An 18412-nucleotide genomic window follows, 5' to 3' on the forward strand; every position below is an offset into this window, starting at 1 on the left:
TAATTTCCCTATTTTTAGCGCATGAAAAAAACTTTACTTATTTTCTTTATTTTTTTATCAATAAGCTGCTTTGCCCAATTTAGTAAAACACATTATATACCACCGTTGTCAGGATCTAATTCGGTTGCTGCACAAGACCAATATCTCTACATTTCTACACCGAGTTTTATTCCTGTAAAGGTTAAAATTAACGCCTTAGGAGTAGGTATTACGGAAATTATAGTATCAAAAAATTCACCAGTTGAATATAACGTAGGATTTGGAACAGATAGCCAACTGCATGTTGAACCTGGTTTATTAAACACTCCTTTATCCAATAAGGGATTTATTATTGAGGCCGAAAATTTAATTTACGTTGCCGCACGAGTAATAGCAGGTAATTCCAATCAAGCCGGTTCCCTTGTTTCAAAAGGTATATCAGCTATTGGGAATGAGTTTAGAGTTGGCGCTTTTGTCAATACGGGTACAGCAAATAATGGTACTTTTAGATATACTTTTTTATCAATCTTAGCTACTGAAAACAATACGGTGGTCGATTTTAGCGGCATAAAAGCGGGAGTAACCTTAATGGGAAATACAACCGTAGGAAACACTCCCCCAAGTGTAACTTTAAATACAGGTCAGAGCTATGTTTTAGCGACGGAAGATATTAGTACCGCCAATAAAGATGGATTAATTGGGGCATTAGTAAAATCTAACAAACCCATTGTCATGAATTGCGGTTCTTATGGAGGCACGAATGGAAACAATAGTGGAAATTTAGATTTAGGATTTGATCAGATAGTACCTGCACAAAGAATAGGGAATGAATATATTTTTGTTCGTGGTTTGGGCTTAGATATTTTAGAAAGGCCTTTGCTCGTGGCTCACGAAAATGACACTTTTATTTACCTTAATGGAAGTACAATTCCATTTAACACAACTCCTCTTACTGCCGGGCAATACATAATCCTTGATGGTACAAATTATTCTGCCAATCGCAGTTTATATGTAAAAACAAATAAAAATGTCTTTGCATACCAAAGTGTTGGGAGTTCGAGTCAGGCCAATCAAGAAATGTTTTTTGTTCCGCCATTAAACTGTTCTACTCCAAATATCGTTGATAATATTCCAATGATAGAGCAAATAGGAACAACGTCATTTACTACAAACAGTGGATTAAATATTGTTACTGAAAAAGGAGCAACTATAGAAATTGCGATAAATGGCGTTAGACAGCCTATTGGCGTCCAACCACAGGATGTCATTGGGAATACGCTATATGAAACCTACACTATTACTGGTTTAACTGGAAATATTGGCGTCTTTTCATCCAAACAAGTCTATGTTTCTTATTTTGGTTCAAACAATGCAGCTACTTATGGAGGTTATTATTCCGGTTTTGATACCAAGCCCGAAATTATAAATGACGAAATCACCGTAGGTAGTTCATCCTGTATTCCTAATGTTACGCTAAAAGTTAGTTCCATTTCTTCATACGATACCTTCGAGTGGTATTTTAATGGTGTTGCTCAAAGTAATTCTAATAACAGTTCATTTACTCCCAAAGAACCTGGTTATTATCAAGTAAAGGGTAGTATATCTGGTTGCAGTTCTCCTCCTGTTTTATCTGACCTGATTCCTGTAAGCACGTGTGACACAGATATAGATAATGACAGCGTAAACGATAATATTGACATCGACAATGACAATGACGGAATTACCAATTGTATAGAATCTTATGGCAATCAAGATGTTACTATATCCAATCCTCTTGGGGGAATTATAGCAACTGGTCTTTATTCCAATTCATTTATTGGAGCCATTTCTACGTCGACAGCAGCAAGTGTTACTCCTTTTACAGGAAATGACAATGGAAGTTTTATTACCCAAATACCCGCCGGAAAAGGAAATTTTGTAAGCTATAAAATGACTTTTGCCCAACCCATAAGTTTGGGAATGGAATATATAACTAGCGCCAATGCAACAGATTTATTGAATGCGGATTCTGATTACATTGTAAATTCAGATATCGATAAAACCATAACGGTACTCAACCCAAACAACCAATTATTGATTGATACTAATTATGATGGTATTTATGAAAGCGGGGTAACACAATATTCTTCTTTCGAAATACGATTTCGTTTGAACAGTAGCGCTCCCCTGGTGCCGGGAACAGGAACATTCAAGTTTCTTACTTACTTGTCCAACTCCATCAGTTTCACACACAAAAATTTATCTGACACCAATGCCAACAAATCAACATTTAAGTTTTTTGCTTCTTGTGTTCCAAAAGATTCTGATGGCGATGGAACCCCAGACCAGCTAGACAGTGATAGTGACAATGATGGAATTCTAGACATAATAGAATCTCAACCAAATGCCTCGGTTGCATTATCCAATTCTGATACCAATAAAAATGGATTAGATAATGCGTTTGAACCTGGATTGGTCCCAATCGATACAGATAATGATGGCGTACCCGATTATCTAGATTTAGATAGCGATAATGATGGAATTACTGATGCAATTGAAACTGGAAATCTTGGAACAGACACCGATACTGACGGCATCAAAAATTATCGCGATTTAGATAGTGATGGAGATTTATGTTCTGATGTTATCGAAGCAGGATTCATGGATCCAAATGGAGATGGATTATTAGGTACGATTGCACCACCAACCATTGATAGTAATGGACTAGTAACTAGCGGTACTGGCTACTCAACCCCAAATGCAAATTACATAACAGCCGCTCCGATTGCAATCTCAACGCAACCAAAAATAAATCCAACTTGTGAATTAGAAAACGCGACAATTACACTAGTTGACAATGGGGGCAACACCTACCAATGGCAAATTTCTACTAATGGAACCACTTGGAATACTATTATTAATAACGTCATCTATTCTGGAGCAACAACCAATACTTTAGTAATAACAAGCGTAAAAAATACAATGAACGGATATAAATATCGAGTTCTACTAAATAAAGTAGGTAATTCTTGCGGATTACTTTCAGATGATACGACGCTAACCGTGTACACTTTACCAACCGTTAATAACGTGACTATCATTCAATGTGATACTGATTTAGATGCGGTAACTACTTTTAATCTAACGGTGAAAAATGATGCTATTTCCAGTAATTTTGCCAATGAGGACTTCTTCTATTATACTTCATTGGATGGTGCTACCACAGCAAACGAATCAGAATTTATTAGTACGCCTACATCTTATACAAATACAACACCCGGCACGATGACAGTATGGGCCAGAGTAGTCAATGCTAACGGCTGCTTTAGCGTAGCGGAATTAACCTTAAAAGTTTTAGTAACACAAATTCCAAGCACCTTCAAGAGAACGTATATGGAATGTGACGATTTCTTAGATGAAAACGGGAATAACAATTCAAACAATGATAACAGAGATGGAATTAGTTCATTTGACTTTAGCAGTGCCGAAACGGATATAAAAACTTTATTGCCAGTTGGTAATTACACCGTTACTTTTTACCGTAATCAAACAGATGCGTTAGCGGAAAACAATGCGATCACAAATATTTCAAACTATAGGAATATTGGTTATCAAAACACACAGGAAATATGGGGTCGAGTAGACAGTGATGTCGATAACGCCTGTTATGGTTTGGGACCATATGTATCGCTCACTGTTGAAAAACTACCTTTTGCGAATGCAGTTACCGTTCCTAGACAATGCGATGACAATCAAGACGGAATATATACTTTTAACACTTCTACTCTAGAATCAGATATAGTAAAAGGACAAACTAATGTAACCATCACATATTTTGATAAAAATAACAATCAGTTACCCAGTCCTTTTCCGCCAACATTCACAACGGAATCTCAGACTATAAAAGCAGTGGTAACGAACGCCACAACTTTGAGCTGTTCTGATACTACAACTATCGTTTTTATCGTAGATGATTTACCTGTAGCGTTCCCAATTCCAACAGCTTTAACAACGGTTTGCGATGATGAAGCCGATCCATTAATGCAAGACGGGAAATATGGATTTGACACCAGTACTTTTCAAAATACAATTTTAGGAGGACAAACAGGAATGAATGTTAAATATTTCGACATAGATGGTGCCTCGTTACCTAGTCCGCTACCAAATCCATTTTTCAGCAATACTCAAGACATTACTGCTATAGTAGAAAATACTATAAATTCAAACTGTACTGCATCGGTAATTATACCTTTTATAGTACATCCACTTCCACCAATAAATTTAAATTTAGATGGAAGTGAGGATGAATTAGTATGTTCGAATCTCCCCACTTTCTTCGTAACACTTAATGCGGGAATTCAAGATGGTTCAGCTACAACTAATTATACATACGTTTGGTCCAAAGACGCTGTTGTTTTAACTGGCCAATCCAATGCAACCTTAGATGTTAATGCCGAAGGTAATTATACTGTTGAAGTATTTACAACTTTAGGCTGCAGTAGAACCAGAAAAATAAAAGTGACAGCATCTGATATTGCAACGATTTCAAAGATTGATATTGTGGACCTTACAGATATAAATACGGTAACAGTGAATGTTACCGGAAAAGGAAAATATGAATATAGCCTAAACGAACCGTCGGGCCCTTTCCAATCCTCTAATGTATTTACTAACATTCCTTCCGGAATTTATGATGTCTTTATTAATGACATCAATGGTTGCGGAACGGTTAGTAAAACTATTTCAGTTATTGGTGTACCAAAATATTTTACACCCAATAATGATAGTTATAATGATTTTTGGAATGTAAAAGGAATTAATGCCAACTTTAATGCGAAGTCTACAATCTATATTTTTGACCGTTATGGAAAGCTTTTGAAACAATTAATACCAACCAGTGAAGGTTGGGATGGAACTTTTGCAGGCCAGCCTTTGCCTTCTGATGATTATTGGTATACCATAAAATTAGAAGATGGTAGAGAAGCCAAAGGACATTTTAGCTTAAAAAGGTAAAAATATTTTTTAAATTTTAACATGACAAAAAAACTCTTACTGTCCTTATTCTTACTTCTTGCATTTGTAAAGAGCCATGCACAAAGTGACTGTAGCGATGCCATTATTGTTTGCGGAAATACAAATTTAGAAGGACTGACAGTAACTGGTATTGGTACTCAAGAATTATCTGCTTTGAATACTTGCTCAAGTGAGGAGAATAATAGTATTTGGTTAAAAATATCGATAAAAAAAGGCGGTACGCTAGGATTTAATCTCGTTCCCGAAAGTTCAGATATCAGAGAAGATTTTGATTTTTTTGTTTTTGGACCTAACGAAACATGCGGTGCTCTTGGACAGGCCATTAGGTGTTCTACCACTAATCCTGCAGCAACAAGGCAAAATAATAATTATACTGGTATGAATGAAGATGAGACTGATATAGCCGAAGGACCCGGAAACAATGGAAATAGCTTTGTAAAATGGCTAACGGTAGCTGATGGCGATTCCTATTTTTTAGTAATAGACAGACCCATTGGCAATAGCAATTTTTCAATTCAATGGACCGGTACTGCAACATTCAATTCTTCGCCTACAAATAATGTCCCAACGGGCGAAACCTTAAATATAGTTACATGTGATAGTGATGGAACAGCGGACTTTACTACAGCATTCGATTTAACAAAAAATACTCCAATTATAATAGGGGACCAAACCGGTGTTAACGTAAGTTATCATAAAGATCAAAATGACGCAACAACAAGTGCAAATCCAATACTTAATGCAACTTCATTTATAAATTCACAGAATCCTCAATCTCTTTTTGCAAGAATTACCAATACAAGTACAGGATGCTTCAACACGTCAGAGTTTTTTATTCAAGTTAAAGACTATGTAAAGATTCCCACAACTGAGTCCGTTATTTGCGATGATGCGAAGGATGGAAACGATTCAAATGGCAAAGTTACTTTTGATTTAAGCAAAGTTACTTCTGAAATTTTAAACAAGGAAGGGACTACTGATTATATCCTTAAATATTTCATTTCTCGAAATGATGCTGAAACAGATAGCAACGAACTAGGGCAATTTTTTTACAACACAATCCCAAATCAACAATCCATTTATGTCAAAGCCTTTAGCTCTGCTACTTTATGCGAAGACATTAGCGAAATCAAACTAACTGTAACTCCTCTTCCTATAGTAAATAACGTGACAATAGTGCAGTGCGATGAAGATTCTGATGGATTTTCAGCCTTTAATTTAACTGTAAAAAACTACGAAATAACGACTACAGCCAGTCCAAAAATCACCTATTTCACTTCACTTATTGGTGCAGAAACAGCCGACGTTGAAAAATTAATTCCTGACCCTATCGCCTTTACAAACACTACTGCAGGAAGAATGAAGGTTTGGGCACGAGTAGAGAACACAAACAGTTGCATAAAAATTGCCCAACTTGATTTAATCGTATCTACCACGCAAGTCCCTCCTTCCTTCACTCGGATACTTTCGACCTGTGATGACTTAACAGCAATAAATGACGATAGAGACGGAATTGCTACATTTGATTTCAGTAGTATTAGCAAAGATATCATTGCCATTCTTCCGCCTGCGACAACTCCCTACTCTATCCAATATTTCAAAAATGAAGCAGATGCTTTATCCGAAAATAATGCAATACTAAACCCATTAAATTATAGAAATGAAGGCTATCCAAATGAACAAATTATTTCGGTCCGAGTGGAAAGTACGGCAGACAATTCCTGTTACGGTTTGAGTCCTTTACTAAAACTAGTCGTGAATCCAAAACCAATGATCAAGAATGATCTAGAGGGGAATAAAATGGTTTGTTCAAATCTTCCTGCTTTTTTTGTAACGTTAGAATCTGGAATTCCAAGCGGCATAGATTCTAGTAACTATACTTATAAATGGACAAAAGACAACATTAGACTAAGTGAACAAACGAATGCAACACTTGATGTTAATAGGGAAGGTGATTACACGGTAGTAGTAACAAGCCTTGCAGGATGCAGTACAACAAAAAAGATAAAAGTTTCAGCATCAGATATTGCGACCATAACAAAGATAGACATAGTAGACTTGAATGCTATCAATACAGTAACAGTAAACACAATTGGACCAGGTGCTTACGAATTTAGTTTAGACAAACCAAATGGGCCTTTTCAGTTCTCTAATTTTTTCAATAATGTATCTTCTGGAATTCATGAAGTTTATATTAATGATAAAAATGGATGTGGAACGGTCAGTAAAACTATTTCTGTGATTGGTATTCCAAAATATTTCACGCCAAATAATGACGGTTTTAATGATTTCTGGAATATTGAAGGAATAAATGCCACTTTTAATGGAAATTCAACTATCTACATCTTTAACCGCTATGGGAAGCTAATAAAGCAATTAATACCGACAAGTCAAGGATGGGACGGGACTTTTATGGGGCAGTCTTTGCCCTCTGATGACTATTGGTACACTGTAAAACTAGAAGATGGTAGAGAGGTCAAGGGTCATTTCAGTCTGAAAAGATAAATTGATTTTGGGTAAAGCTACGCAAAATAGCAAACACCTACTTTTCAACATGAAGATTAGGCAATTTTTTATGCTAGAGAAAATTTCACTTTTTAGTGTTGCTACTATTGAGATAACTATTTCAAGTTGCATTAGGCAGTTCACGCTGATGATAAAAAAAACATGCAGATACTACTTAAGCCCGTTATAAAAGGCCATAAAAAAAGCCATTCGAATAAACGAATGGCTTTTCAATTTTATAAAAAATAGAATTAGATTTTAAATCTCTTTCTATCAGTTTCTGTCAAATAGATTTTACGTAAACGAATGGATTTTGGAGTAACCTCAACATATTCATCTTTTTGAATGTATTCTAAAGCTTCTTCAAGAGAGAAAATGATTGGAGGAATAATCCTTGCTTTTTCATCATTTCCTGATGAACGAACATTTGATTGTTTTTTCTCTTTAGTTACGTTTACACACATATCATCAGCACGAGAGTTTTCTCCAATCACCTGACCTTCATAGATTTCAGTATTTGGTTCAACAAAAAACTTACCACGATCTTGTAATTTATCGATAGAATAAGGAATAGCTTTTCCTTTTTCCATAGAAATTAATGATCCTTTGTTACGTCCTGCTATCTCTCCTTTGAAAGGCTCATATCCAATAAAACGGTGTGCCATAATAGCCTCACCAGCTGTTGCAGTAAGTAATTGATTACGCAATCCAATAATTCCACGAGATGGAATATTAAATTTTACAATCATACGTTCCCCTTTAGTTTCCATGCTTAACATTTCACCTTTACGCATAGTAACAAACTCTACAGCTCTACCAGAAAGATTCTCCGGTAAGTCGATTGTTAGTTCTTCAATTGGCTCACATTTTTTACCATCAATTTCCTTGATGATTACTTGTGGTTGACCAATTTGTAATTCGTATCCTTCTCTTCTCATTGTTTCAATAAGAACAGATAAGTGTAATACACCACGACCAAAAACCATAAATTTATCAGCAGAATCAGTTTCACCCATTTTCATGGCTAAATTTTTCTCTAATTCTTTAGTCAATCTTTCTCTAATATGACGAGAAGTTACAAATTTTCCTTCTTTACCAAAGAAAGGAGAGTCATTAATAGTAAACAACATACTCATTGTAGGCTCATCAATAGCAATTGATTTCAAAGCTTCTGGATTTTCAAAATCAGCGATAGTATCTCCAATTTCGAAACCTTCTACTCCAATAATTGCACAAATATCACCAGCAATAACTTCTTGAACTTTCTTACGACCAAGACCTTCAAAAGTATGAAGTTCTTTAATTCTAGATTTAGTTGTTGTCCCGTCTCTTTTAACTAATGAGATTGGCATACCTTCTTTCAATACACCTCTTTCTAAACGACCAATAGCGATACGACCTGTAAAAGCGGAGAAATCTAAAGATGTAATTAACATCTGAGGAGTTCCTTCTGATACTTTAGGAGCTGGTACATTTTCGATAACCATATCTAATAAGGCTTCCACATTATCAGTTACGTTTTCCCAGTGATCAGACATCCAGTTATTTTTAGCTGAACCGTAAACAGTAGGAAAATCTAACTGCCACTCTTCTGCACCTAATTCAAACATTAAGTCAAAAACTTTTTCATGAACTTCTTCAGGAGTACAGTTTTCTTTATCAACTTTATTGATTACAACGCATGGTTTTAAACCAAGGTCTAATGCTTTTTGTAATACAAAACGCGTTTGTGGCATAGGCCCTTCAAAAGCATCTACAAGTAGACAAACTCCATCAGCCATGTTCAATACACGCTCTACTTCTCCTCCAAAATCGGCGTGACCAGGGGTATCAATAATGTTGATTTTTGTTCCTTTGTATACTACAGAAACATTCTTTGAAGTAATGGTAATACCTCTTTCACGCTCTAAGTCGTTGTTATCAAGGATTAAGTCACCTGTGTTTTCGTTATCACGAAATAACTGACAGTGATACATAATTTTATCAACCAAAGTTGTTTTACCGTGATCGACGTGGGCAATAATTGCAATGTTTCTAATAGATTCCATCTGTGATTTTTAATGGGTGCAAAGGTACACTTTATTTTGATATAAAAAATATTTATGCAATAGTTTACATATTCTTAACCTATTAGATCAAAAAAAAAGATGGTTAAAAAAAACTTAAAAATAAGTTGTGACTGATATTTAATAATTCAGCAATAATTATTTATATTTGAGTAATGAAAAGCAAAACCAATCAAGTAATCATCATCTACATTCTTATCTCAATGTTTGTAGCTATTGTTTGTCACAAACTATTACAGCAATATATTTCTAATGAAAATCTTTCATTTTACACTTTTACTAAAGATATTTTATTTGTACTGTTTACTGGTATCATTTTTAAGCTTATTCTCTCGAAAAATGACAACCGAAACGTCGCAATATTTAAAAAACTCAAAAACACAAATGACGAAATAAAAGAATCAAATGAAAAATATAACATTGTAGCGAAGGCAACTAGCGATACCATTTGGGACTGGAAAATACAAGAAGACAGCTTTTCTTGGAACAAAGGAATTGAAAGCGTTTTTGGATACACACAAGAAGAAGTAGACGACAATTCAAATTGGTGGTTTGACAAAATTCACCCTGAAGACAGCATTAAAATGTCCATCAGACTCTACTCCTTTATCGAACAAAAAACAGAAAACTGGCAGGATCAATATCGTTTTAGATGTGCTGACAACTCTTATAAATACGTTCTAGATAAAGGCTTTTTATTAAAAGATGATACTGGGAAAGCAGTCAGAATGATTGGAGCCATACAAGATATCACCAAACAAAAGGAAGAAGAACAAAGACTTAAATTATTAGAGACCGTAATTATACAGTCTAAAGACTCTATAATTATTACCGAGGCCGATTCCATCGATGGTAAAATTCCAAACATCATTTATGTAAATCCTGCTTTTTCGATCATGTCAGGATACGAAGCAATTGAAATTATAGGCAAATCACCCGACCTATTTAATAGTCCAAACTCGGACGCTAATGAACTTAAAAAATTATTAGCTGCTATAAACAACAAAGAAGAATGCCTTATCGAAACGATAAGCTACACTAAAAACAAAGTGGAGTATTATGTGCGTCTCTCAATGATTCCTATTTTTAACTTAGATAATGAACTTTCCCATTGGATTTCAATACAACGAGATATAACCGATGAAAAAAAGCAAGAAAAAGAAAAAGAGCAACTCATAAGAGAACTAACGCAAAACAATAAAGACCTAAAGCAATTTTCTTATATTACCTCCCATAATCTCAGAGCACCATTATCAAACTTAACAGGATTACTGAATTTACTGGAGGACATCCCCATCGAAAACCAAGAATTAAACGAAATTTTAAGTGGTTTTAATAAATCTACTCATTTATTAAACGAGACAATCAACGATCTTGTTAAGGTAATTGTCATAAAAGACAATCCTTCCATCAAAAAAGAAGCAGTGTTGATTAAAGAAATATTTGAAAATGTTTTTAGTCAGCTTGATTTTCAAATTCAATTACACAAGCCAATAATTAAACTCGATTTTGAAAAAGTTTCTATCATTCATATTAACAAAGCTTACATAGAAAGCATATTACTAAATCTTTTGACCAATGCCGTAAAATACAAATCTGAAAATAGAAAGCTCAAGATAACAATTACAACGCACGAAATTGACGATACTGTTGTTTTAATTTTCAAAGACAATGGCATAGGTATCGACTTGGTTCGAAATAAGGACAAAGTTTTTGGACTTTACCAAAGGTTTCATAATTATCCAGACAGCAAAGGACTTGGACTCTATCTAGTTAAATCACAAGTTGAAACGATGGGAGGCACTATCGAAATTGAAAGTGAAGTTAATAAAGGAACTGCATTTACATTAACATTTAAAAACAAACAATAATGTTAGATCAAATTTTATGTATAGATGACGACCCCATAACACTTATGCTTTGCAAAAAAGTAATCATTCGATCATCATTTTCTAGTGAAATAATTACATCCCAGAATGGCGAAGAAGCGCTTAATTTCTTCAATACTATAAAACACACTAGCAACAAAAATAAACCAATAGTTCAACCACAACTCATTTTTCTAGATTTAAACATGCCCGTAATGGGTGGTTGGGAATTTTTAGATTATTTCAACAGTACAGATTTTGAAGAATTCAATACAATAAAGGTTGTTGTACTTTCCTCGACAATTGACCCGGAGGACTTAGAAAAATCAAAGAAGTATCCAATGGTTATTGACTTTTTATCAAAACCAATCACTCAATCAATGCTGGAATACTTAAAAGATAAATTAAAATAAAAATAGCACGTACAAAAAAAGCTCTCATAAAATGAAAGCTTTTTTTGTACGTGCTAAATTGAATTAATTACAATTTAGAAACAAGTTTCGTTAATTTAGATTTTAAATTAGAAGCTTTGTTATCATGAATAATATTTTTTTTCGCTAACTTATCAATCATAGAGATTACATTTGACAATTTAGATGTAGCATCAGTTTTATCTGTAGCTATCCTTAATGCTTTAATCGCATTACGAGTAGTCTTGTGCTGGTATCTGTTTAATACTCTTCTCTTTTCGTTAGTTCTGATTCTCTTTAGAGCTGATTTATGATTTGCCATTTTATTGCTTTTTTATCTTTTACTATTTTTTTGTAGTCCGTAAGGGAATCGAACCCCTGTTACCAAGACGAAAGCTTGGCGTCCTAACCCCTAGACGAACGGACCATTATCCCCTAAGTTTTATCAATATGCTATTGAATTGTAGCCCGTAGCGGAATCGAACCGCTCTTACATGGATGAAAACCATGCGTCCTAACCGATAGACGAACGGGCCATTATTCCCTCTAAGTTCAGGAAAACTTTAAATCTGCAATAAAAATAGTAGCCCGTAGCGGAATCGAACCGCTCTTACATGGATGAAAACCATGCGTCCTAACCGATAGACGAACGGGCCCTGCTTCTCTAATGCGGATGCAAAAATACAACTATTTTTGAGAAGCGCAATAGCTGATGCGAAAAAAAATATTTTTTTTTAATATGCCTTAGCAAACAGTACTCTTCCAACTGAACTTTCTCCAGTAAAAACGCAGCTTCCCATCACTTCTACCCTGTCTAGTGGAATACATCTAATGGTCGCTTTAGTCAAGTCTTTAATCTTTTCTTCGGTCGCTGCTGTACCGTCCCAATGTGCTGATACAAAACCTCCTTTAGTCTCTAAAACTTCTTTAAACTCATCAAAACTATTTACCTCCGTAATATGTGTATTTCTATAATCTAACGCTTTTTCGAACAATTCTTTTTGAATTTGTTTCAATAAATCACTGACATAAGTTTCAATTTCATCTTTAGAAATTACTTCTTTAGACAACGTATCTCTTCTTGCAACCTCAAAAGTTCCATTTTCTAGATCTTTTGGACCTACAGCAATTCGTACTGGCACCCCTTTCAACTCCCATTCCGCAAATTTAAAACCAGGCTTCTGAGTAGTCCTGTCATCAAATTTTACAGAGATATTTAATTTTCTCAGAGCTGCAGTCAAAATATTGACCTCAGCGGATATAAGAGCTAATTGCTCATCTGATTTATAAATAGGCACAATCACGACTTGAATAGGCGCTAAACTAGGAGGCAACACCAATCCTTGATCATCTGAATGCGTCATTACTAACGCACCCATTAAGCGAGTTGAAACGCCCCATGAAGTCCCCCAAACGTACTCTTGCTTTCCTTCAGCATTTGCAAACTTAACATCAAAGGCTTTAGCGAAATTCTGACCTAAGAAATGTGAAGTTCCAGCCTGTAAAGCTTTCCCGTCTTGCATCAATGCTTCAATACAATATGTTTCTTCAGCTCCCGCAAAGCGTTCCGTTTCTGTTTTTATTCCTTTTATAACTGGAATTGCCATAAAATTCTCAGCAAAATCAGCATATACATTCATCATTTTTTCTGATTCTTCAATAGCTTCTGCCTTTGTTGCATGAGCCGTATGTCCTTCTTGCCATAAAAACTCTGCTGTTCTCAAAAACAATCTGGTTCTCATTTCCCAACGAACCACGTTAGCCCACTGATTGATTAACAACGGTAAATCTCTGTAGGACTGAACCCAACCCTTGTAAGTAGACCAAATAATTGCCTCACTGGTGGGACGAACAATCAATTCTTCTTCTAATTTTGCATTAGGATCTACCATTAATTTGCCAGGTCTGTCTGGATCATTTTTTAACCTGTAATGCGTTACGATAGCACATTCCTTAGCAAATCCTTCTGCATTTTTTTCTTCGGCTTCAAACATACTTTTCGGCACAAATAATGGAAAATAGGCATTTTGATGCCCCGTTTCTTTAAACATTCGATCCAACTCCCCTTGCATTTTTTCCCATATTGCATAACCATACGGCTTGATAACCATACAGCCTCTAACTCCTGAATTTTCGGCTAAATCGGCTTTGACAACCAACTCATTATACCATTTTGAATAATCGTCTGCTCTCGTAGTTAAGTTCTTACTCATATTGAATAGTTTGGCACAAATTTTGCATTAATAATTTTAAGTAAATAGTTACGCAAAACTAACTATTTTTGTAGTGTCCAACAATAAAAACTCCATATATATGAAAACTAACACTCTTTCCTTACAAAATCCAACATCATATTACTTAGTTGGATTTTTGAGCATTTTGTTTGCATCTTGTGGCTCTTATCAAAACAGCTCTTACTATGATTCTGATGGAATATATGGTAATACTCCAAGAAGAGTTGTTGCAGTAGAGACAGAAAATGCTCCCAACAATCAATACAAAGACTATTTCGGATCTTTGCAGAACAACAATCAACCTGTAGAAATTTTTACAGATGTAGACAACTATAATAATTATAACATTGAAAACGACTCTCTACAAGACAACGCAAGTTATCCTGGATGGGGTAGCAATCCACAAGGCGTAAGCATAAACATCTACGACAACAATTGGGGTATGAACAATTGGGGCATGAACAATTGGGGATGGAATGGTGGTTTCGGTTGGGGAATGAACAACTGGTATGGAAACAACTGGGGCTGGAATGGCGGTTTCGGCTGGGGAATGAACAACTGGGGCTGGAATGGTGGTTTTGGTTGGGGCATGAATGCAGGCTTTGGATGGAATAATTGGTACGGAAACAATTGGGGATATCCTACTTCAAATAATAATGTTGGTTATTCTTATAATAGAGGCCGAAGAGGCTCTTCCTACAACACCAACACTAGTACGGATAGAAATTTAAGTACCCGAAATTCAGCAAATTATTCTAGAAACCAAGGCAATACCATTAACCGTAGAAACGATTTTAATGGTAGAGGAAACACAAATACCGATTTCCGAAGAAATACTACAAACGGATTCAATAGAAATAGTCCAACATTTTCAAGAAATCAAGGACAATCGCAAAACAACTCGAATTACAATCCAAGTAGAAGAGGAAGTGGTAACGCTACACGCAACCAAAGCAACAGACCGGAAAGATCTTATACTCCGAGTTCAACAAACGACAACAATTCAAGATCGTATAGCCCTAGCAATAGTGGATCAAGCAGTTCCAGAGGATCGGGTAGCAGCGGAAATTCTGGAGGTGGAGGTAGATCATCTGGAGGTGGCGGTAGAGGCGGTAGAGGATAACCAAAACGAAGCTCCCTTCTTTTTTATAGTATTAAATTATAACGATTCCATTATATGAAAAAATATATATTTTTAGTAGCATTAAGCTTCTCTGTAAGCGTTGCGCAATCACAAGAAATCTCTGATGCACTGCGCTATTCACAAGATAATCTGAGCGGTACAGCACGCTTCAGGGCTATGAGTGGTGCGTTTGGAGCATTAGGAGGAGATTTATCTTCCATAAATGTAAACCCAGCAGGTTCTGCCATTTTTTCGAATAATCAAATGGCAATTACTCTAAGTAATTACGATATTAAAAACAACTCCAATTACTTTGGAACCACAACATCCGAAAAAAGCAATTCCTTCGATTTAAATCAAGCTGGAGCTGTATTTGTATTTAACAACAAAGGAAATAGCAATTGGACAAAAGTTTCACTCGGTATCAATTATGAAAATACCAATAATTTTGATAATGGCTTATTTTCTGCAGGAACGAATCCAAACAATTCAATAGCCAACTACTTTTTGAGTTATGCTAACAACTCTAATAATGGGGCTCCAGTTCCACAAGAATTTGTAAATAGGGTTCCTGGCGAAACAATATCAGATTTATATTCATTTTTAGGAACTAATCTTCCTAATAATCAATATCAAAACTTAAACGGATACTCCGCTCAGCAAGCATTTTTAGGGTATCAAGGCTTCGTAATTGATGCAGTTGACACCAATAACAATAACTCTCCTTACACTTCGAATGTTCCAGCTGGAGGCAATTATTACCAAGAAAATTCTATCTATAGCACTGGTTATAATGGAAAACTATCTTTTAATGCAGCAACATCGTATAAAGACAAATTGTATATTGGGCTTAATTTGAATTCTCATTTTACTGACTATCGCAAATCATCCACTTTTTATGAAGATAATAATGCACCAGTAACAGCAGATTATACCGTAAGCAGATTGAGCTTTGAAAACGAATTATACACCTATGGAACTGGATTCTCTTTCCAAGTAGGAGCTATTGCAAAACTGACGAATGAAGTTCGTTTAGGTCTTGCTTATGAATCATCTACATGGTACAATTTAAATGACGAATTATCCCAAAGACTAGTTGTCGTAAGGAGCGCTACAAATGCTGATGATATTACTAATGATGTGAATCCTCAGTATGTAAACAGATACGAACTTTATAAACTGCAAACGCCAAGTAAGTTAACTGGAAGTTTTGCTTATGTTTTTGGAAAATCCGGTTTGATAAGTGTTGATTATGCTATGAAGGATTACAGCAATACTAAATTCAAACCTGAAAATGATTCTTATTTTAATAATTTAAACAGCGAAATGAATTCCATTTTATCTTCTACTGGTGAATTGAGAATAGGAGCTGAATATAAGATAGAAGCTTTAAGTTTAAGAGCAGGATACCGCTACGAACAAAGTCCGTACAAAAATGCTGTAACATTAGGGGATTTAACTGGTTATTCAGGCGGTTTAGGATACAGTTTTGGTTCAACAAAAGTTGATTTAGCCTACTCTTATGCCAAAAGAAACGCACAACAAGGATTTTTTAGTCAAGGACTCACTGATGGCGCAAGCATAAATGCTGTAAACAACGCTGTATCAGTAACCTTGCTGTTTGAATTGTAAACTATTCCAATTAGCATAATAAATCCGTTTCGTGATTATGAAACGGATTTTTTTTAGCCCTGATGGCAGTGAAAATCCTCCCGCTTTTTAGCGGAAGATTGCAACGTACAGCAGGAATAGCTCCATAAAAAACACAAACTTTTATGGTGCGAAATGAATTAATAGAAACTGAAACAAGTTCAGTTGAAATAAAAATTGTAATTTTGCAAAATTCCCAAATTATAGGGATTCTAATGATATGAGAACGAAGTCTTTAAAAAAGAATAAAATAAACGTGATCACTCTAGGGTGCTCAAAGAATGTATATGACAGTGAAGTACTTATGGGTCAGCTTCGCGCAAGCGGAAAAGATGTTACACACGAGGCTCCGGAAGCAGAAGAAGGAAATATTATTGTAATAAATACTTGCGGGTTTATTGATAATGCTAAGGCGGAATCAGTGAACATGATTTTAGAGTATGCTGATAAAAAAGAAAGAGGACTTGTTGATAAAGTGTTTGTTACTGGATGTCTTTCAGAGCGTTACCGTCCCGATTTAGAAAAAGAAATCCCTAATGTGGATCAGTTTTTTGGCACAACGGAATTGCCTGCTTTACTAAAAGCTTTAGGCGCTGATTACAAGCACGAATTATTAGGCGAACGTCTAACAACCACTCCTAAAAACTATGCGTATCTAAAAATTTCAGAGGGTTGCGATAGACCCTGCAGTTTTTGTGCAATCCCATTAATGCGAGGGAAAAATGTTTCCCAAACTATTGAAAAACTAGTAAAAGAATCTGAAGGGCTGGCTAAAAATGGCGTAAAAGAATTAATTTTGATAGCTCAGGATTTGACCTATTACGGTTTGGATATTTACAAAAAAAGAGCCCTTGGAGAATTATTAGAAGCGCTAGTTAAGGTTGAAGGAATCGAATGGATTCGTTTGCATTACGCTTTCCCTACTGGTTTTCCAATGGAAGTACTGGAAATCATGAAGCGAGAGCCTAAAATTTGTAATTATTTAGATATTCCATTGCAACACATTTCAGATTCAATTTTGAAATCTATGCGTCGTGGAACCACTCAAGCAAAAACAACTAAATTACTACAAGAATTCCGCGCTGCTGTTCCAGGCATGGCTATTCGTACGACTTTGATTGTTGGTTATCCCGGAGAAACGCAAGAAGATTTCAATATATTGAAAGAATTTGTTCAAGAAATGAAATTTGACAGAATGGGTTGTTTTGCCTATTCTCATGAAGAAAATACACATGCTTACTTGCTTGAAGATGACGTTCCAGACCAGGTGAAGCAAGATCGTGCCAATGAAATAATGGAATTACAATCACAAATTTCTTGGGATTTAAACCAAGAAAAAGTAGGTCAGGTTTTCAAATGCATTATCGATAGAAAAGAAGGAGGTCATTTTGTAGGACGAACAGAATTTGATAGCCCTGATGTAGATAACGAAGTTTTGATAGATGCATCCAAGCATTATGTTAAAACTGGCGAATTTGCCCTAATAAAAATTATAGAAGCAACAGAATTTGATTTATACGGAGAACCCGCTTAAATTTATATTATTTGATTTAAAACATTAATT

Annotated in this window: 10 protein-coding genes and 3 tRNA genes; 7 read left to right on the forward strand and 6 right to left on the reverse strand. The window is 35.3% G+C overall.

Going from position 1 to position 18412, the window contains the following annotated elements; translation table 11 throughout:
• Positions 1-21 precede the first annotated feature (21 nt).
• Both E0F91_RS00685 and E0F91_RS00690 read left to right on the forward strand, forming a co-directional pair.
• On the forward strand, positions 22-4971 hold the full coding sequence (locus E0F91_RS00685; protein ID WP_132064463.1) for a T9SS type B sorting domain-containing protein: 4950 nt from the start codon (positions 22-24) through the stop codon (positions 4969-4971).
• A 21-nt stretch (positions 4972-4992) separates the two neighbouring features.
• Positions 4993-7497, forward strand: coding sequence for a T9SS type B sorting domain-containing protein (locus E0F91_RS00690; RefSeq protein ID WP_132064464.1), 2505 nt, complete (start codon positions 4993-4995; stop codon positions 7495-7497).
• A 251-nt stretch (positions 7498-7748) separates the two neighbouring features.
• Here E0F91_RS00690 and typA read toward each other — a convergent pair whose 3' ends face one another.
• Positions 7749-9545, reverse strand: coding sequence for a translational GTPase TypA (gene typA, locus E0F91_RS00695; RefSeq protein WP_132064465.1), 1797 nt, complete (start codon positions 9543-9545; stop codon positions 7749-7751).
• A gap of 173 nt (positions 9546-9718) precedes the next feature.
• Between typA and E0F91_RS00700 the strand changes: the two genes are divergently transcribed.
• Together E0F91_RS00700 and E0F91_RS00705 are read left to right on the forward strand one after the other, a co-directional pair.
• Entirely contained in the window at positions 9719-11434 is a 1716-nt protein-coding gene (locus E0F91_RS00700) for a PAS domain-containing sensor histidine kinase (RefSeq protein ID WP_132064466.1), read from the forward strand.
• The gene (locus tag E0F91_RS00705) at positions 11434-11844 is read left to right on the forward strand and encodes a response regulator (RefSeq protein WP_132064467.1); all 411 of its coding nucleotides are present in this window, start codon (positions 11434-11436) and stop codon (positions 11842-11844) included. The genes E0F91_RS00700 and E0F91_RS00705 overlap by 1 nt, the downstream gene beginning before the upstream one ends.
• Positions 11845-11911: 67 nt before the next feature.
• Here E0F91_RS00705 and rpsT read toward each other — a convergent pair whose 3' ends face one another.
• The 5 genes from rpsT to proS all read right to left on the reverse strand — a co-directional run bounded on the left by rpsT (position 11912) and on the right by proS (position 14054).
• Positions 11912-12163 (reverse strand): 30S ribosomal protein S20, encoded by a 252-nt coding sequence (rpsT, locus tag E0F91_RS00710; RefSeq protein WP_066078122.1) that lies wholly within the window; start codon positions 12161-12163, stop codon positions 11912-11914.
• Between the two features lie 33 nt (positions 12164-12196).
• Positions 12197-12268: transfer RNA gene (locus tag E0F91_RS00715), tRNA-Glu, on the reverse strand.
• A 37-nt stretch (positions 12269-12305) separates the two neighbouring features.
• Positions 12306-12377 (reverse strand) — tRNA-Glu (locus tag E0F91_RS00720).
• A 48-nt stretch (positions 12378-12425) separates the two neighbouring features.
• Positions 12426-12497: transfer RNA gene (locus E0F91_RS00725), tRNA-Glu, on the reverse strand.
• 78 nt (positions 12498-12575) lie between these two features.
• Positions 12576-14054, reverse strand: coding sequence for a proline--tRNA ligase (gene proS / locus E0F91_RS00730; protein WP_132064468.1), 1479 nt, complete (start codon positions 14052-14054; stop codon positions 12576-12578).
• A gap of 100 nt (positions 14055-14154) precedes the next feature.
• On the opposite strand from proS, the gene E0F91_RS00735 reads away from it, so the two are divergent.
• The 3 genes from E0F91_RS00735 (at position 14155) to rimO (ending at position 18382) form a co-directional block, all read left to right on the forward strand.
• Positions 14155-15198, forward strand: coding sequence for a hypothetical protein (locus E0F91_RS00735; RefSeq protein ID WP_132064469.1), 1044 nt, complete (start codon positions 14155-14157; stop codon positions 15196-15198).
• A gap of 54 nt (positions 15199-15252) precedes the next feature.
• Complete coding sequence (locus E0F91_RS00740) at positions 15253-16830, forward strand: OmpP1/FadL family transporter (RefSeq protein WP_132064470.1); 1578 nt, start codon at positions 15253-15255, stop codon at positions 16828-16830.
• 238 nt (positions 16831-17068) lie between these two features.
• The gene (gene rimO, locus E0F91_RS00745) at positions 17069-18382 is read left to right on the forward strand and encodes a 30S ribosomal protein S12 methylthiotransferase RimO (protein ID WP_132064471.1); all 1314 of its coding nucleotides are present in this window, start codon (positions 17069-17071) and stop codon (positions 18380-18382) included.
• The last annotated feature ends 30 nt before the right edge of the window (positions 18383-18412 follow it).

This window comes from Flavobacterium sandaracinum (genome assembly GCF_004349135.1).
Taxonomy (GTDB): Bacteria; Bacteroidota; Bacteroidia; order Flavobacteriales; family Flavobacteriaceae; genus Flavobacterium; species Flavobacterium sandaracinum.

What these genes read in the sequence shown, in the direction of transcription:
- E0F91_RS00735 (WP_132064469.1), top strand. Translation starts at nt 14,155, where the DNA reads ATGAAAACTAACACTCTTTCCTTACAAAATCCAACATCATATTACTTA.
- E0F91_RS00685 (WP_132064463.1), top strand. Translation starts at nt 22, where the DNA reads ATGAAAAAAACTTTACTTATTTTCTTTATTTTTTTATCAATAAGCTGC.
- typA (WP_132064465.1), bottom strand. Translation starts at nt 9,545, where the DNA reads ATGGAATCTATTAGAAACATTGCAATTATTGCCCACGTCGATCACGGT.
- E0F91_RS00700 (WP_132064466.1), top strand. Translation starts at nt 9,719, where the DNA reads ATGAAAAGCAAAACCAATCAAGTAATCATCATCTACATTCTTATCTCA.
- E0F91_RS00740 (WP_132064470.1), top strand. Translation starts at nt 15,253, where the DNA reads ATGAAAAAATATATATTTTTAGTAGCATTAAGCTTCTCTGTAAGCGTT.
- rimO (WP_132064471.1), top strand. Translation starts at nt 17,069, where the DNA reads ATGAGAACGAAGTCTTTAAAAAAGAATAAAATAAACGTGATCACTCTA.
- E0F91_RS00705 (WP_132064467.1), top strand. Translation starts at nt 11,434, where the DNA reads ATGTTAGATCAAATTTTATGTATAGATGACGACCCCATAACACTTATG.
- E0F91_RS00690 (WP_132064464.1), top strand. Translation starts at nt 4,993, where the DNA reads ATGACAAAAAAACTCTTACTGTCCTTATTCTTACTTCTTGCATTTGTA.
- rpsT (WP_066078122.1), bottom strand. Translation starts at nt 12,163, where the DNA reads ATGGCAAATCATAAATCAGCTCTAAAGAGAATCAGAACTAACGAAAAG.
- proS (WP_132064468.1), bottom strand. Translation starts at nt 14,054, where the DNA reads ATGAGTAAGAACTTAACTACGAGAGCAGACGATTATTCAAAATGGTAT.